This is a genomic window from Shinella sumterensis (assembly GCF_004514425.2).
GTDB classification, from domain to species: Bacteria; Pseudomonadota; Alphaproteobacteria; order Rhizobiales; family Rhizobiaceae; genus Shinella; species Shinella sumterensis.
Genome location: NZ_MYFN02000031.1, coordinates 1 through 14,897 on the forward strand (window position 1 = coordinate 1; position 14,897 = coordinate 14,897).

General features: G+C 62.0%; 16 protein-coding genes and 2 pseudogenes. 4 read left to right on the top strand and 14 right to left on the bottom strand.

Going from position 1 to position 14,897, the window contains the following annotated elements; translation table 11 throughout:
* Positions 1 to 424 (top strand): IS5 family transposase (locus B5M41_RS26180; protein WP_230640375.1); only part of this gene is annotated, 424 nt, incomplete at its 5' end.
* Between the two features lie 113 nt (positions 425 to 537).
* Here the strand turns inward: B5M41_RS26180 and B5M41_RS26185 are convergent.
* From B5M41_RS26185 to B5M41_RS26230, 10 genes are all read right to left on the bottom strand, one after another.
* The gene (locus B5M41_RS26185; RefSeq protein ID WP_134652775.1) at positions 538 to 1,614 is read right to left on the bottom strand and encodes an ABC transporter ATP-binding protein; all 1,077 of its coding nucleotides are present in this window, start codon (positions 1,612 to 1,614) and stop codon (positions 538 to 540) included.
* The gene (locus B5M41_RS26190; RefSeq protein ID WP_134652773.1) at positions 1,611 to 2,411 is read right to left on the bottom strand and encodes an ABC transporter permease; all 801 of its coding nucleotides are present in this window, start codon (positions 2,409 to 2,411) and stop codon (positions 1,611 to 1,613) included. Before B5M41_RS26190 ends, B5M41_RS26185 begins: the two co-directional genes overlap by 4 nt.
* Positions 2,412 to 2,413: 2 nt before the next feature.
* Entirely contained in the window at positions 2,414 to 3,265 is an 852-nt protein-coding gene (locus B5M41_RS26195; RefSeq protein WP_134652771.1) for an ABC transporter permease, read from the bottom strand.
* Positions 3,266 to 3,334: 69 nt separating this feature from the next.
* Positions 3,335 to 4,345 (bottom strand): ABC transporter substrate-binding protein, encoded by a 1,011-nt coding sequence (locus B5M41_RS26200; protein WP_134652769.1) that lies wholly within the window; start codon positions 4,343 to 4,345, stop codon positions 3,335 to 3,337.
* A gap of 29 nt (positions 4,346 to 4,374) precedes the next feature.
* Complete coding sequence (locus tag B5M41_RS26205; RefSeq protein WP_134652767.1) at positions 4,375 to 4,704, bottom strand: NIPSNAP family protein; 330 nt, start codon at positions 4,702 to 4,704, stop codon at positions 4,375 to 4,377.
* A 5-nt stretch (positions 4,705 to 4,709) separates the two neighbouring features.
* Complete coding sequence (locus B5M41_RS26210) at positions 4,710 to 6,173, bottom strand: aldehyde dehydrogenase (RefSeq protein WP_134652766.1); 1,464 nt, start codon at positions 6,171 to 6,173, stop codon at positions 4,710 to 4,712.
* A 7-nt stretch (positions 6,174 to 6,180) separates the two neighbouring features.
* On the bottom strand, positions 6,181 to 7,218 hold the full coding sequence (locus B5M41_RS26215) for an LLM class flavin-dependent oxidoreductase (RefSeq protein WP_134652764.1): 1,038 nt from the start codon (positions 7,216 to 7,218) through the stop codon (positions 6,181 to 6,183).
* 3 nt (positions 7,219 to 7,221) lie between these two features.
* Positions 7,222 to 8,142, bottom strand: coding sequence for a flavin reductase (locus B5M41_RS26220; RefSeq protein WP_167719485.1), 921 nt, complete (start codon positions 8,140 to 8,142; stop codon positions 7,222 to 7,224).
* Positions 8,143 to 8,173: 31 nt separating this feature from the next.
* Complete coding sequence (locus tag B5M41_RS26225) at positions 8,174 to 8,965, bottom strand: alpha/beta fold hydrolase (RefSeq protein WP_134652762.1); 792 nt, start codon at positions 8,963 to 8,965, stop codon at positions 8,174 to 8,176.
* The gene (locus tag B5M41_RS26230; RefSeq protein WP_134652760.1) at positions 8,940 to 9,536 is read right to left on the bottom strand and encodes an amino acid synthesis family protein; all 597 of its coding nucleotides are present in this window, start codon (positions 9,534 to 9,536) and stop codon (positions 8,940 to 8,942) included. The genes B5M41_RS26225 and B5M41_RS26230 overlap by 26 nt, the downstream gene beginning before the upstream one ends.
* Positions 9,537 to 9,640: 104 nt before the next feature.
* Between B5M41_RS26230 and B5M41_RS26235 the strand changes: the two genes are divergently transcribed.
* From B5M41_RS26235 to B5M41_RS26245, 3 genes and pseudogenes are all read left to right on the top strand, one after another.
* On the top strand, positions 9,641 to 10,321 hold the full coding sequence (locus tag B5M41_RS26235; protein WP_134652758.1) for a GntR family transcriptional regulator: 681 nt from the start codon (positions 9,641 to 9,643) through the stop codon (positions 10,319 to 10,321).
* A gap of 145 nt (positions 10,322 to 10,466) precedes the next feature.
* Positions 10,467 to 10,598, top strand: a pseudogene (locus B5M41_RS26240) (type II toxin-antitoxin system ParD family antitoxin); the annotation flags it as partial.
* Positions 10,599 to 10,620: 22 nt separating this feature from the next.
* Complete coding sequence (locus B5M41_RS26245; RefSeq protein ID WP_134652756.1) at positions 10,621 to 10,920, top strand: hypothetical protein; 300 nt, start codon at positions 10,621 to 10,623, stop codon at positions 10,918 to 10,920.
* An 85-nt stretch (positions 10,921 to 11,005) separates the two neighbouring features.
* Here the strand turns inward: B5M41_RS26245 and B5M41_RS26250 are convergent, their stop codons facing one another.
* From B5M41_RS26250 to B5M41_RS26265, 4 genes and pseudogenes are all read right to left on the bottom strand, one after another.
* Positions 11,006 to 11,974: a cyclase family protein gene (locus B5M41_RS26250; RefSeq protein ID WP_134652754.1), complete on the bottom strand. Its 969-nt coding sequence runs from the start codon at positions 11,972 to 11,974 to the stop codon at positions 11,006 to 11,008.
* A 49-nt stretch (positions 11,975 to 12,023) separates the two neighbouring features.
* Positions 12,024 to 13,133 carry an ABC transporter ATP-binding protein gene (locus B5M41_RS26255; protein WP_134652752.1) on the bottom strand — a complete coding sequence of 370 codons (1,110 nt, stop codon included), beginning with the start codon at positions 13,131 to 13,133 and terminating at the stop codon, positions 12,024 to 12,026.
* Positions 13,134 to 13,259: 126 nt separating this feature from the next.
* On the bottom strand, positions 13,260 to 14,495 hold the full coding sequence (locus tag B5M41_RS26260; protein ID WP_134652750.1) for an ABC transporter substrate-binding protein: 1,236 nt from the start codon (positions 14,493 to 14,495) through the stop codon (positions 13,260 to 13,262).
* A 137-nt stretch (positions 14,496 to 14,632) separates the two neighbouring features.
* Positions 14,633 to 14,897 (bottom strand): annotated as a pseudogene (locus B5M41_RS26265) (ABC transporter permease); the annotation flags it as partial.

Consider the following 14,897-nt stretch of genomic DNA (forward strand, 5'->3'; position numbering starts at 1 on the left):
TGTTCCCCGTCGTATCGGGCGAACAAAAGGTGGGCTGAACTCGAAGCTCCACACCGTTTGCGACGGTGACGGACGGCCGATCATCCTGCTCCTATCGGAAGGCCAGATGAGCGACCACAAAGGCGCCCGTCTCGTCCTCGACGCCTTGCCGCCGGCCTCTCATCTGATCGCCGACCGCGGCTACGACAGCGCCTGGTTGCGCCAGGAACTGGAAGCACGAGACATCGAGCCGTGCATCCCCTCGAGCCGAAGCCGCAAAGTCCCATACGCCTACGACACCCCCTTTTACCATCAGCGCCACAAGGTCGAGAACCTGTTCGCAAAACTCAAGGACTGGCGCCGCATCGCAACTCGCTACGACCGATGCGCCCACACCTTTTTCTCGGCCATCTGCATCGCTGCAGCCGTCATTTTCTGGCGCTAACGAGTCCCGAGCCTAGCGGCGCAGTATTTATAAAACACTGTGATTATTCTACGCTGTAGGTCGGCTGCACATGGACAAACTGCCAGGATCAAGCTCCCAGCGGGATGTTCGGGTCAGGCGAAGGCGTGCGCGGAGGCGGTGTCGAAGGTCAGCCAGGCCTGCTCACCTCTCGCAAGGCTCAAGATCGCTTCATGCCCGAACGGTAAGCGCACGGCGAGATCGACACCTGCCGGTGTCGCCGTGCTGACTTCGACATTGTTGCCGAGGAATGTGATATCCCGCACCGTCACGCTTATCCCGGAAGGAACAGAGGCGCGCGACAACGAGAGCCGTTCCGGGCGCAGCATCAACGATGCCTTGCCGTTCGCTGCCGACCCCCCGTGCAACGGCACGCCTTCCACCATGACGCCATCGCCGAGCGAAAGCCTGGCCTTGCCGGCATTGCTTTCAACGACGGTCGCTTCGAGAAAATTGCTATCGCCGATGAACCCGGCCACAAAGCGGGTCGCCGGATTGGAATAGAGTTCCGGCCCTGTCCCGATCTGGTCGATCTCCCCCTGGCTGAACACGGCGATGCGGTCGGAGAGACGCAAGGCCTCCTCCTGGTCGTGCGTTACATAGAGAATGGTCACGCCGGTCTCGTGATGGATGCGACGGATCTCGAACTGGATTTCCTCACGCAGCTTCTTGTCGAGCGCCGAGAGCGGCTCGTCCATCAGGAGCACCGGCGGATTGTAGACGAGCGCGCGAGCGAGCGCCACGCGCTGCTGCTGGCCGCCGGACATCAGCGCCGGCATGCGATCCTCAAAGCCTTCCAGACGTACGAGCTTCAGCGCGGCCTTGACGCGTTCGGCGATCTCCGCCTGCGGGCGGCGGCGGATGCGCAGCGGGAAGGCGACATTTTCGCCCACGGAAAGATGCGGGAAGAGCGTGTAGCGCTGGAACACCATGCCGATATTGCGTTTGTGCGACGGCGTCGACAGCAGGCTTTGGCCTCTCAGCAGAATGTCGCCGCCCGACGGATCCTGGAAGCCGGCGAGGATATAAAGGGTCGTCGACTTGCCGGAGCCGGATGGGCCAAGAAAGGTCATGAACTCGCCTTCAGCGATATCCATGCTGACATTCTTCACGGCGGTCACCGCGCCGTAGGACTTGCGGATGCCGCGGATGCTGAGGAAGGGCTGGGTCATGCTTTGCGTCCCTTGCGGAAGAGCGCCGCGACGATCATCAGAAGGATCGTGAAGGCGATGAGCAGTGTGGAGGCGGCGGCGATGACAGGCGTCAGGTCCTGCCGTAGCGTCGTCCAGATTTTTACGGGCAGGGTCTGCAATGTCGGGCTCGCCATGAAGATCGCCAGCACCACCTCGTCCCAGGAGGCGAGGAAGGAGAAGATGGCAGCCCCGAAGATGCCGTGGCGGATGGCCGGGACCGTGACACGCAACCGCGCTTCCCAGGGATTTGCACCACACAGGATGGCCGCATCCTCGATCGAGCGGTCGAAGCCCGCGAGCGCGTTACCGATCGAGATGATCGAAAAGGGCAGCGCGATCAGAAGATGCGCGATGACGAAGGCGATGGTCGTACCGGCAAGGCCGAGTTTCAGAAACAAGGCATAGAGAGCGACGGCGAGAACGACGACGGGCAGGATCATCGGCGTCAGGAACAGGGCGCGCAGGAAATCCCGGCCGGCGAAGCGGCCGCGGTCGAGACCGAGTGCGGCGAGGAAGCCGATCACCACTGAAAGCACGGTGACGATCGCCGCGATCTTCAGGCTGGTCAGCGCCGAATAGAGCCAACGCGGATCGACGAAGAGATCCTGATACCACTTGAACGTCCAGGACGGCGGCGGAAAGATCAGCCATTGCGAGGAGCCGAACGATAGCGCCGCGATGAAGACGATCGGCAGGATGAGAAAGAGACTGACCAGCACCACGAGAGCGACAAGAAAGGTCTTGAGACCGCCGAGTTTGTCGAAGTCGAGCAACACGATTACTTCCCCCGTGCTGGATTGAAGTAACGAAGCTGGACGGCATAGAGCACGAGCGTGACGACGAGCAGCACCAGGGCCGCAGCGCCTCCCATGCCCCAGTCCACCAGCGACTGGACGAACTGCGCGACGAGTTCGGCGAGCATCATGTTCGACGTCCCGCCCAACAGCGCGGGCGTAACGAAGTAGCCGAGCGACATGACGAAGACCATCAGGGCACCGGCGGCGATGCCGGGCAGCGACAGTGGCAGCAGCACGCGCAGGAAACACTGCATCTTGCCGGCTCCACAGAGGGCAGCAGCGCGCAGAATGGCGGGATCGATAGTGCGGATGACGCCCATCAGCGGCAGGATGACGAAGGGCAGCATGATATAGGTCATGCCGATGGTGACACCGACGAGATTGTTGACCAGCGCCAAGGGCGTATCGATCAGGCCGAGCCCCATCAACGTCTTGTTGATGACGCCGGTGCGCTGGAGCAACACCATCCAGGCATAGGTGCGTGCAAGCAGGTTCGTCCACATCGAAAGAACGATGATCGCCAGTACGATGCGCGACCACCGTTCCGGCATGATGGCGAGCAGCCAGGCGACGGGATAACCGATGACGATCGACACGAGCGTGACGATGCTGGCGACCATGAAGGTGTTCAGGAAGACACGCAAATAGGTCGTCGACCCCAGCAGGGCCTCGTAGTTCTGCAGGCCGACTTCCGGTTCCAGCACACTGCGCATCAGCAGCATCAGCACCGGCACGATGAAGAAGAAGGCAATGAGCAACAAGGCCGGCAGGAGATAGCCGAGCGTGCTCTCGCGCTTTGTTTTGACGGCGCCCGTCGCTACCGTATCAGACATGGTCGATCATCCAGTGTGTCGAGAGGCGGACCGGCAGACGCCGGCCCGCCGTCGTCTTGGGAGGCTGCGTTACTTCGCCTGCCAGGCGTACCAGCGCGTGCCGATCTCGTCGCGATGCTCCGCCCAATAGGTCATGTCGGCGTTGACCTGGGTGTCGGCCTGCATGTCGGGCAGCGACTTGCGCAGTTCGGCATCCATGAGCGTGTTCGAATCGAGGTTCACAGGCGCGTAACCGGTCGCCGTGGCGAACTGGGCCTGGGCGGCGTCGCTCGTCGCCTGCGCGATGAACTTCATCGCCGCGTCCTTGTTCTTCGCGCCCTTCGGCACAACGAGGGAGTCGGCGGCGGTGATGTTGTTCGTCCATGATGTTTCGACGGTGACGCCCGTTTCGGCGAGTGCCGTCAGGCGGCCGTTCCAGAACGAGCCGAACGGCGCTTCGGCGGACGCGAGAAGCTGCTGCGACTGGGCGCCGCTATCCCACCAGACGATGTCAGCCTTGATCGTGTCGAGCTTCTTGAACGCGCGGTCGAGATCGAGCGGATAGAGCTTGTCGGCCGGCACGCCGTCGGCAAGCAGCGCCGCCTCCACGACACCCGGCGCGGACCACTTGTAGAAGGCGCGCTTGCCTGGGAATTTCTGGGTGTCGAACAGGTCCGCCCAGGTCTGCGGGCAGGCTTCGACGGCGTCCTTGTTGCAACCGATCACGAAGGAATAATAGAAGCTGCCGACCGAATAGTCGGTAACGAAGCGGGGATCGAGCTTGCTCTTGTCGATGACGGAGAAATCGAGCTTTTCAAGCAGCCCGGCATTGCCGGCCTGCACGGCATAGTCACCCTCGACGTCGACGACGTCCCAGGTCACGTTGCCGGCTTCGACCATGGCTTTGATCTTGCCGTAGTCCGTCGGGCCGTCCTGCGTGACGGCGACTTTGCTTTCCGCCGTGAAGGGATCCGCCCAATAGGTCTTCTGTGCGTCCTGTGTGGTGCCGCCCCAGCTGGTGAAGACCATGTCCTGCGCGGCCACGCTGTTCGAGAAACAGAAAGAAGCCGAGAGGAGCGCTATAGCAATCTTGTATTTCATGTTCCCTTTTCCTTGTTGTTTGTAACTGTTCAGGCTTGCGTCGTTCCGCCGATCGACGAAAAAGCCGCCGGCGTCATGATCTTGTTGTCCGCGGTGACGATGAGGTCGCGAATCTTCGGCAGGAACGCCTGCCAGTCCGGGTCGGCGGCAAGGCGCGCGCGACGGGCTTGCCGATCGTCGAGGCTTGCAAAGCTCCAGATGTGGACGATCTCGTTGATCGGCCCGATCTCTGAGGCGAAGTAGCCGACGAGATTGCCGAGGTGCCTCTTCTGGATCGCGATGCCGGTTTCGCCGACCACCTTGAGATATTCGGGAATGCCGCCGTTCTTCAGTCTGTAGGTGCGGATCTCGACGAACATGGCCGTCACCGCATCACAAAGGGATCGGGGATCGGATCGTCCGACGTCCGTAGCCACACGGTCTTCGTCTTTGTGTAGTCGAGTGCCGCAGCAAGCCCGCCCTCACGCCCCTGCCCCGACTGGCCGTATCCCCCGAAAGGCGCGATGGGCGACACCGCACGATAGGTGTTGACCCAGACGATGCCGGCGCGGATGCGCTTGATCATGCGGTGGGCACGCGCGAGGTCGCGTGTGAAGACGCCCGAGGCAAGCCCGTAAGGCGTTGCATTGGCAAGCTGCACCGCCTCCTCTTCCGTCGTGAAGGAGAGGACGGACAGCACCGGCCCGAATAGCTCGGTCTCCAACGAGGCGGCGGAAACGCCGTCGCAATCGAGAATGGTGGGCGTGTAATAGAATCCGCCCCCCTCGCCTGACCTGCCTCCTGTAACGAGCTTCGCACCAGCCGCAAGCGAGGTGGCCACGACGGTCTCGATATGATCCCGCTGCCGCCTGGTGCAGAGCGGGCCGACTTCCGTTGCCATATCGAGCGGCGAACCGATGCGGATGGCCTCTGCCTTCGCCTTCAGGATGGCGAGGAACCGGTCCTTCACTGACGCCTCGACGATCAGGCGCGAGCCTGCCACGCAACTCTGCCCCGTCGCGGCGAAAATCCCGGCGACCTGCGCGTTGGCAGCACTTTCCAGATCGCAATCGGCAAACACGATGAAGGGTGACTTGCCGCCGAGCTCCAGCGAAGTGGTCGCAAGGTTTTCCGCTGAATTGCGCACAACGGCTGCCGCCGTTCCCGGACCGCCGGTAAAGGCGATATGGTCGACACCGGGATGACGGGTCAGCGCACTGCCGCAGGTCGCGCCGAAGCCCGTCAGGATATTGACGACACCTGCCGGGAAGCCCGCCTCGTGCACGAGGCGCGCGAACTCGAGAAGCGGTGCGGGACCGTCTTCCGACGCCTTGACGACCAGCGTGCACCCGGCGGCCAGCGCCGGGCCGACCTTGACGGCGGACAGGAAGAGCTGGCTGTTCCACGGCACGACCGCGGCCACGACGCCGATCGGCTCGCGCCGCGTCCAGACATCCATGTCCGCCTTGTCGATGGCAAGCGTGGCGCCCTCGATCTTGTCCGCGAGCCCCGCATAATAGCGATAGTAATCCGCGACATAGGCGATCTGCGCGGACGTCTCGCGTATGATCTTGCCGGTGTCGCGGGTCTCGAGTTCGGCTAGCTTCTGCGCATTGGCCTGCACGAGATCGGCCAGTTTGTAGAGGAGCTTACCGCGGGCCGTCGGCGTCATGGCCGGCCAGGCACCGATCCACAGTGCGCGCTGCGCGGCTTTTACGGCGCGGTCGACATCGTCTTCGCGAGCTTCGGGCATCGCGGCCCAGACGGTACCCGTCGCGGGGTCGATCGAGTCGAACCGCCCCGCACCATCTTCAAAAGCTCCATCGATATATTGCTGAAAGCTCTGCATGGCCGCCTCACCGGAACGCCGGCATGACATCGGCGATGAAGCGCTCGAGCGACGCCTTCTTACGCTCGAAGCTCATGCCCGTGTCGATCCAGAACGAATATTCGTCATAGCCGAGGTCTTCGTAGACCTTCAGCCGCTTGATCACGTCGTCCGCCGTGCCGATTGGCATGTTCTCGCGCATCTTCTGCGGCGAAAGGTTCGGATTGGCGGCGAGTTCTTCCTCGTTCAGACGCTTGATGAGACCTTGCTCGATCGGCCGCTCGTTCTTGAACCAGGCGAAGAAATAATTGTAGTAGGCGCTCACTTCCTTGGCGGCCTGCGCGATATCGGCCTCGTCCGAGCCGACATAGGTATGCAGCAGCAGCATGATCTTCGGCCGGGCAATGCCGGTTGCCTTTTCACAGGCCGCGTCGAACCGCTCCATGAGGCTGGCGATTTCGGCTTCGCCATTGGCGAGCGGCGTGCACTGCACATTGCAGCCGTTGGCGACAGCGAATTCATGGCTGTTCGGATCGCGGGCGGCGACCCAGATCGGCGGATGCGGCTGTTGCACCGGCTTCGGCGCGGAGGTGGTCTTCGGGAATTTCCAGAACTCGCCCTCATGAGCGTAGTCGCCGGTCCAGAGCCCCTTCACGGCGGGGATCAGTTCGCGCATCCTCAAGCCCGCACCCCAGGGGTCGAGGCCAGGCAGCAGGCGCTCGTATTCGAAGCTGTAGGCACCGCGCGCAATGCCGATGTCGAGGCGACCGCCGGTGATGATGTCGGTCATCGCCGCCTCGCCGGCAAGCTTGATCGGGTGCCAGAACGGCGCGATCACCGTACCCGTGCCGAGACGCACATTCTTGGTGCGGCGGGCGAGGTCGGCAATGTTGACGAAGGGGTTCGGCGCGATGGTGAAATCCATGCCATGGTGCTCGCCGGTCCAGATGGCATGCATGCCGCCCTTGTCCGCGATCTCGCAAAGCGCAATGAACTCCTCGTAGAGCGCCTGATGGTTCTGGCTGGCATCCAGCCGTTCCATGTGAACGAACAGGGAGAATTTCATGGCTTACCCCTTTGCGGCCACGGCGTGCACCCGGCCCTTTTCCTGATTTCCGAAATAGACACCGAAATTGCCGAGCGTGCTTTCCGCCCCGTAGCGCTTGACGATGTCGCGCACGGCGCTATCGGCGATCTCAGCCACCGGTGGAGCCTGGATGGGAAAGAACCGGCCATTTCTTATCGCACCCTGACCCAGTTCTGCGCGGTACACGACATGCTGCCTGCCCGTCTGAGTGTCCTCGTAGACGGAGTAGAGAAGCCCGGTCGTGAGCGTCAGCCCTGCCGTCTCCGCGACATGCCGCTCAAGGACTTCCATTCCATCCCCCTCGGCCTTTTCGACGAAGGGGAGCGTCCAGCCTCCCTTACCGTCCTCGACCAGCAGGATTTCGCCGTTCCGTACGGCGACTGCCCCCAGAAACAGGCATTCGGCCGAAGCGAGCAGGCTCTTTTCGGCGAGCGCGGGCGTGAAGTAGCCACCGCGGGCATAACCGAGACCGGTCTTGCCGCTGTTGTCGAACGCTTCGACCCGGCCGAGAAGAATGACATGATCGCCGGCGTCGACGACCGCATGCATCGCGCAATCGAACCACGCGGCAACGCCTGCAAAGACAGGTGATCCAAAAGGGCCCCTCTGCCATTGGACCGCCGCGAAGCGATCCTCGACAGGGCGCGCGAACGCATTGGAGACATCCTTTTGCCCTTCGGACAGAATGTTGACGCCAAAGCCCTTGGCGCCGGTAAGCGCCGCATAATTGCGGGAGGTCTTGGCAAGACACACAAGCAGCAGCGGCGGATCGAGCGAAACGCTCGTGAAACTATTGGCGGTGAAACCAATCGGCGAACCTGTATCATCGACGGCCGTCACGACGGTGACCCCAGTCAGAAACGCACCGAAGGCGTCGCGCAGGGCTCTCGCATCTGATGTCATGCTCTTCTCCCTGTTTACAGGACCGGATGTTTCAACGTGCGGCCAACCACTCGACAAGGGCCCGGTTCACCTCGTCAGGCGCTGTCAGGTTCACCATGTGACGGTGCCCCTCGATCACCACGGCTCGTCCTCGTCGGGCGGCGGCGGCCATGTCCCGCGCCATGTCGGCCGTCGAATTCAGATCCCCATCTCCGGTCAGGAACAAAGCCGGACACTCGACCTCGCCCCAGCAATCCGCATAGATGGAATCTCCGCTGGCGAAGGCGGAATAAGCCGCGGCGTAGCCGGCAGGATCGACGGCCTGCAGCAGGTCTCGCACCAGAGCATAGGCTTTCGTTCGCTCTTCGTCCTCGGCAAACCAGCGCGCGAGTGGCGCCACCCGGTCGAACTCGCCCGAGCGGATTTCCCTTGCCCGCGCCTCCACCGCATTGCGCGCGTCGAGCCCGCGACGGTGCACACTATTCAGCAACGCCACGCGCCGCACCTGCTCGGGGGCTGTCGCAACTATACCGCCTGCAATCAGCGCGCCCATCGAGTGCCCCGCGACATTCACCTGCCCCAGTTCCATTTCCTCCAGGAAACGTCGAAACCATTCGACGTAGCTGGGCAATCCAGGAGCACCCTCCAGCGCGTCCGAACAGCCGTGGGCGGGGAGGTCGACCGCGATCACGCGAAGGTCGTTCGCCAGCCGGTCGATCTGCGGCTGCCAGGCCTCGATGCGCATGCCGACACCGTGGATGAGAACGAGGGTTTCATCACCCTTGCCCCGTTCCAGGTAGGCTGCGCCAGAAGGCGTCTTAGACCGCGGCAGGGTTTGCAACATCGTGGCCCAGCTCCTTGAGGTCCTGGTACCGGTCGCCGATGCGGTGATGCGGACGGCCGCCGATGGAGGCACCAAGCGCGATGACGATCTCGTCCGCGGCAGGCGCATCCGGGATCGCGCATTGAATGGTGAGATAATGCGAACGGCGACCTTCGTCATTCTTGTCCATCAGCGGGATCATGATCGGCGCATTCGCCGGACCGCGTGTGTTGCAGAAGGCAAGATAGGACTTTGCACCGACGGCGCCGCGATAGTGATTGCCGAAGCGAAGCGTGTGAATGAGAGCCGAGGCGTGTTCGATTTCGCCCTCGAGACCGACGACAGCTGACTTGCCATAAGCCTCGACAGCCTCGCCGGAGCCGGCTTCGTCGATGATCATCCCAGTCAGGAGTTCGCCGATGACGGGTGCTACGGCATGGATCTCCGGCTTCAGGTCCTCCACGAAACCGCGGCCAGCCCAAGGGTTTTTCACGACAGCCATCGCGGCAATGAGCTTCAGCGGCTTGGCCGCCTCTCTGCCGCCTTCCACGAAGGTCGTTTCCACATGCAGCAGCGTTTTCCGGACCAGCATCACCGAGGCATCCTTCTGTCATTCATCCGCCTACATCTTGGTATACCATCAGACAACGTGTCAAGCCATTGTCTGAAACCTTTTTTGGCGCTATGACTGTGCTGATGAAAGATAACGCCGAAAACCTTGCCGCCCTCCGCATTGAAACACCGCCCGCGACGCTTCGGGAGATCGCGCTCGATCGCATGCGCCGCGCCATTATCGGCGGCCTGTTCCAGCCAGGCGAACGTCTTGTAGAGCGAACGCTGTGCGAACAACTCGGCGTTTCGCGGTCCGTCATCCGCGAGGTTATCCGCCACCTCGAAGCGGAGGGTCTCGTCGAGATGCTGGCGAAACAAGGGCCGATCGTCGCGACCCTTGACTGGGATGATGCACGTCAGATTTACGAGATTCGCGCCGCGCTGGAATCGACCGCTGTTGCAGATTGCGCGAAAGTCGCCGGACCCGAGATTAAAGCCGCGCTTCGCAAGGCGATGAGCGAATTAGAACGCACATCCAGACAGAACTCACCGGTCGGCGTGCTGGACGCGACGACGGAGTTCTACAAGATCGTCTTCGAAGCCGGCGGTAACAATATCGCCTGGGAAATCGTCAGCCGACTGAACAGCCGCATCTCGCGCCTGCGTGTAATGACCCTCTCGACATCGAACCGCATGGCATCAGGGCCTTCGCAGATCAGGAAAATTTTCACGGCGATCGATGCCAATAATCCAGATGCAGCTGCGGCGGCCTGCCGTGCCCATATCGAGGCGGCGGCGGAAATCGCAAAGACGATCCTTGCCTGATCCTCAAATTTGGAGCGGATGGGTGACCCCGGAGACCGCCGGAAGATCAAGGCATGTCTATAGTTACGTGCGAGGGGCGTCGTAGCGATTATCTTCGCTGCCCTTTTTCGTGCGGTGTCCTTCATCACATCCTATGGAGAGCAAGATGATCAGCGCCGATCTGGGAAACCAGCTCGAAAGCTATATCCGGCAACTCGTCGATACAGGTCGCTATGGTTCGAAAAGCGAAGTCCTGCGGGAAGGTGTGCGACTGGTCCAGGACCGCGAGACCCGGCTTCTAGATCAAGGGCGAGGACCTGATGCATGTGTCGGCGAAAATCGATCGCCACGCTGCGATTGAGCGATTGGCCGTTGGTGCCGCCGCCGCGGGCGGTGATCGCCAGGGCACGGAAAGTCGGCTCGCCGAGCACCCGCGTGACGCAGCGCAGATCCTCGGCATCCCGCGGCGCGATGACGACATCCGGGGTGGTCTGATAGATGCTGTTGTCAGTCGATGCGGCGTGGTGGGACGCCCGGTCGGCATCGATGTCGCCGCGAAAGCCCCTTTCGGCCAGACGTTGCATCAGCCGCGCCAGGTCAAGTTGTGCCGACGGGGCTGAAACGAGGGCGCCGATCATGTTCATGGGGCACAATCCGGCGCTGCCGCGCTCCCGTGAGCGCGGCAGCCAGCGGGCGAGTGAGGGGTCAATTCAACGGCATCACGACGGGGCGCATCGGCGCGCCAGTGGCGCCGCGCAGCTTGATGCAGGCGCCGAAAAAGGCGAACTCATAAAGCTTTTCCGCCGCGATTTCTTCCAGCTGCGCCATTTCCAGGATCGGTACGCCAGCTTCGGCCAGCAGATAGGTATGGACTGGGAAGAAATTAAGGGCATGCGCCGACGGCGTCTGTTCCAGCGTCAGATTGTCGGCGCCGATCATGATCGCGCCATTCTTGGCGAGATATTCCGCGCCCTCGCGGTTCAGGCCCGGCGTGTTCTTGGTGAAAGACATATCCGGCCACAGCAGCATCTGGCCGGTGCGCAGCAGCACGACGTCGCCCGGTTTCAGCACTGTGCCCTGCTTCTTCAGGCAGGCCTCGATATCGGCCTTGCCGATCGCATGGCTCGCCGGCAGCGTGTCGACGCCATGCATGGCGGCAACGTCGAGCAGCACGCCGCGGGCGAGGATCGGCGGATGCTTTTCCGGGCCGCATTTCTGCCAGACGCGGCTGCCGAGATGGTCCTTGGCGGTAAAACCGTTGAAGATCTCGCCATCGTAGCCGAAGTGGTTGAACGTATCGATGTGGGTGCCGCAATGGGTATACATCGAGATCGCATCGCCGGAATAGGCGACCAGCTGGTTGGCCTCCGGCGACGCATTCATGGTGTTGGCCACGATCTCGCCCTGCGGCGTATGCGTCATCCAGATCTGGTAGGGCTGGTCGCCAGCGCCGAACCAGCCCGGCATGCCGATGAAATGATCGACGGAGAGATCGAACACCTTGCTGGCATCGGTGCAACTGATGATCGACGAGCGCGACTGGGCATCGATCATATGCAACATGCCGATCTCGTCATCCTTGCCATAGGGGCTCTTGGTGCATTTGTGGAATTCGGCATTGTAGGCGATGATCTTGTTCTTGGTCGCTTCATCGACGTAACAGGCGTTGCACATGGCTGTTCTCCTTGGTTGCTCTTGAGCTTGTCGTTGCGGGTGCCGCCGGTCAATGCGCGGGAATGACCGTTGCTTCCGCCGGTTTCCAGGACATGATGATGCCGGTGCCGGGCGGGAAGGCATCGGGACGGTATTTGTCGATATGAGCCTCCAGCGCCACGCTGCGGCCGTCCGGCAGGGCTGCGCTGATCTGCGAGACATGGCCGACGATATCGAAGCGAGTGATTTTGGCGTCGATGAGGTTGCCGCCGAAATCGGCGGAAATCCGCTCGCGCTGGGCAGTCTGGGCCGCATATAGTTTGATCGCCTCGGCGGGAATTACCAGATTGACCTTGCTCTTTTCGGCGATCGGCGCATTCGCCCTGCCCGACAGGACACCGGCCGGCGTCGTGATCGTAGCCGTCTTGCCGTCCGTGCCCTTAACCTCGCCCTGGAAAATCGTGTTGCGGCCGATGAAATGGGCCACGAAAGGCGTGTTGGGGCGGGTATAGAGCTGGTGCGGCGGGCTGATCTGTTCGACCCGACCCTGGTTCATCACGACGATCCTGTCCGACAGCGCCAGCGCCTCGGATTGCGCGTGGGTGACGAAGACGAAGGTCACGCCCAGCGTCTTCTGCAAGAGCTTGAGTTCGTTCTGGATCGCCTTGCGCAGATTCGCGTCGAGCGCCCCGAGCGGCTCGTCCAGCAGAAGGATATCGGGTTCGACCACCAGGCCGCGGGCCAGCGCGATGCGCTGACGCTGGCCGCCGGAGAGCTTGTCGGTCTTGCGGTTGGCGATATCCTCGAGCCCGAGCGTGGCGAGGATGCGATCGACCTTGGCGTCGCGTTCGCGCTGTGTGAGGCCCTTGACCTCCAGGCCGTAGCCGATATTGCGGCGCACGGTCATATGCGGGAACAGCGCGTAACTCTGGAAGATCATCGAGGTCGGCCGGCGTTGCGGCGGCACATCGTTCATGCGCACGCCCTTGATCATCATGTCGCCGGAGGAAATGCTCTCGAAACCGGCGATCATCCTGAGAGTGGTGGTCTTGCCGCAGCCCGAGGGACCAAGAAACGCGATGAACTCGCCCTTGGTGACGGTCAGGTTGAAGGCGTCGACGGCCATGGTGCCGTTGTCATAGACCTTGCCGACATTGACCAGTTCGAGGTCCGGGGTCATCGTGGTTTGCTCCAGTATTGGCGTTAGAGTGGGCCCCCTCGCCCTACCTCGCAGCGCTTGGCGGCCTTCTTCTGCCCTGCGGGGAGAAGAAGGCCCGAACATCTGCACGAGGGGGAACCCAAAATGTTATGCGTTCAGGAATTCATCCCACTTCTGGACCAGATGGTCGTATTCATCAGGCCACTGGTGCCAGTAGGCGACGTTCTTGGCGCGCTCTTCCAGCGAACCGCCATCGCGCAGGTCGCCTTCCTTGATGCCGCGTTCTTCGGCGCCGACCCAGGGCTTACCCTCATACCAGAAGGCATATTTCTCTGGTGACATCACATCCTTGATCTTGGTCGAGGGCGAATAGTAGCCTTGTTCGGAAACGGCGATGCCGGGAGGGCCGGACAGCCAGTAATCGGCGTAAGCATAGACCGCTTCCTTGTTGGGGCTGTTGGCGAGCAGCACCGGGCCGATGGCCCAGCCGCGATAACCTTCCTTCGGTACGGCATATTTGCAGCGACGCCCTTGCGCCTTGACTGCCATGACGGCCGGCTGCCAAGCGTCGCAGACCACCATTTCGCCCGAGGCCAGCATGTTGACCAGTTCGCCGAAATCGCCCCACAGCGCGCGGAACTGCCCTTCTTTCTTCTTGGAGATCAGGAACTTGACCGCCTCGTCGATTTCGGCCGGCGTGGGGTTGGCCGGCTTTTTCACATCCGAGAGACCAAGCGTGTTCATGGCCATGATGGCCTGGCCGAAAGCGGTGAGCGGATCGGTGTTGAGGCCGGACTTGCCCTTCCATTTCGAGTCGAACAGCGCCGTCCAGCTGTTGGCTTCCTCGTCGGAGACGATTTCGGGATTGTAACCGATCGAGTCGTAGTTATAGACGGCTGGCACCATGTTCAGCTGAGTCTGGGCTTCATCAGCCCAAATCTGGCCGACGATCTGGGATTCGCGCGGCAGGTTGGGGGCAAGCCTGGTGAAGGTGTCGCGGATGGACGACCAGTTCTTAAGCGCCGAGGTCGGGATCGGTGCGACATTGTTGGTCATCACCACGGCCGGCAGACGCTCGCCATTGGTCTCCCAGCAATCGTAGTCGGTCGAGCCCGACAGAATCTTGGTCTGGGCATCGGGATGGGTCGATGCGGTGCCGGTGGCGGTGCCGACGCCTGAGGCTTTCTTGAAATCCTCGATGATGCGCTCCTGCACCGTTACCGACAGGCCGATGGTGCGCAGCTGCTGGTTGGCGAGGTCAGCGCCCTGTGCCCAGGCAGCACGCGACGACAGGAAGGGCGTGCCGCCGCCCAGGGCGAGCGCCATGGCGCCGGCGGAGGTTTTCAGCAGCGAACGCCGCGTGACATCAGATGTGTCTTTCATCTCAAGTTCTCCAGTTTTCAGGTTCCCCGGAGCATTGTTGCTCCATTATCGCTCGTCGACGGCGGTTCCCCACCGGTTCTGAAGGCCACGAGCCGAGCCTGTTGCATCACCCCTTCGGTGATATCCGGTTGTTTCGGTTATGCCTCCTCCTGGATGGCCATGCGCTTGGCGCGTCTGACGGACATGCCCATCAGCACGGCATAGGTGCCGAGCAGCGCGAAGGAGAACAGCGTGGTCAGCACACCGAAGGCGAAGACGTTCGGATGCACTTCCACGGAGAAGGTGCCGTAGATGGCGAGCGGCAGCGTCAGGTCACGGCCCGAGGCGAACAGGGTGCGCGAGAACTCGTCATAGGACAGCGTGAAGGCAAACAGCATGGCCGACAGCACGCCGGGAAAGATC

Coding starts and splice junctions, on each gene's coding strand:
- B5M41_RS26185 (WP_134652775.1), bottom strand. CDS start 1,614: ATGACCCAGCCCTTCCTCAGCATCCGCGGCATCCGCAAGTCCTACGGC.
- B5M41_RS26195 (WP_134652771.1), bottom strand. CDS start 3,265: ATGTCTGATACGGTAGCGACGGGCGCCGTCAAAACAAAGCGCGAGAGC.
- B5M41_RS26200 (WP_134652769.1), bottom strand. CDS start 4,345: ATGAAATACAAGATTGCTATAGCGCTCCTCTCGGCTTCTTTCTGTTTC.
- B5M41_RS26205 (WP_134652767.1), bottom strand. CDS start 4,704: ATGTTCGTCGAGATCCGCACCTACAGACTGAAGAACGGCGGCATTCCC.
- B5M41_RS26210 (WP_134652766.1), bottom strand. CDS start 6,173: ATGCAGAGCTTTCAGCAATATATCGATGGAGCTTTTGAAGATGGTGCG.
- B5M41_RS26215 (WP_134652764.1), bottom strand. CDS start 7,218: ATGAAATTCTCCCTGTTCGTTCACATGGAACGGCTGGATGCCAGCCAG.
- B5M41_RS26220 (WP_167719485.1), bottom strand. CDS start 8,142: ATGACATCAGATGCGAGAGCCCTGCGCGACGCCTTCGGTGCGTTTCTG.
- B5M41_RS26225 (WP_134652762.1), bottom strand. CDS start 8,965: ATGTTGCAAACCCTGCCGCGGTCTAAGACGCCTTCTGGCGCAGCCTAC.
- B5M41_RS26230 (WP_134652760.1), bottom strand. CDS start 9,536: ATGCTGGTCCGGAAAACGCTGCTGCATGTGGAAACGACCTTCGTGGAA.
- B5M41_RS26235 (WP_134652758.1), top strand. CDS start 9,641: ATGAAAGATAACGCCGAAAACCTTGCCGCCCTCCGCATTGAAACACCG.
- B5M41_RS26245 (WP_134652756.1), top strand. CDS start 10,621: ATGCATGTGTCGGCGAAAATCGATCGCCACGCTGCGATTGAGCGATTG.
- B5M41_RS26250 (WP_134652754.1), bottom strand. CDS start 11,974: ATGTGCAACGCCTGTTACGTCGATGAAGCGACCAAGAACAAGATCATC.
- B5M41_RS26255 (WP_134652752.1), bottom strand. CDS start 13,133: ATGACCCCGGACCTCGAACTGGTCAATGTCGGCAAGGTCTATGACAAC.
- B5M41_RS26260 (WP_134652750.1), bottom strand. CDS start 14,495: ATGAAAGACACATCTGATGTCACGCGGCGTTCGCTGCTGAAAACCTCC.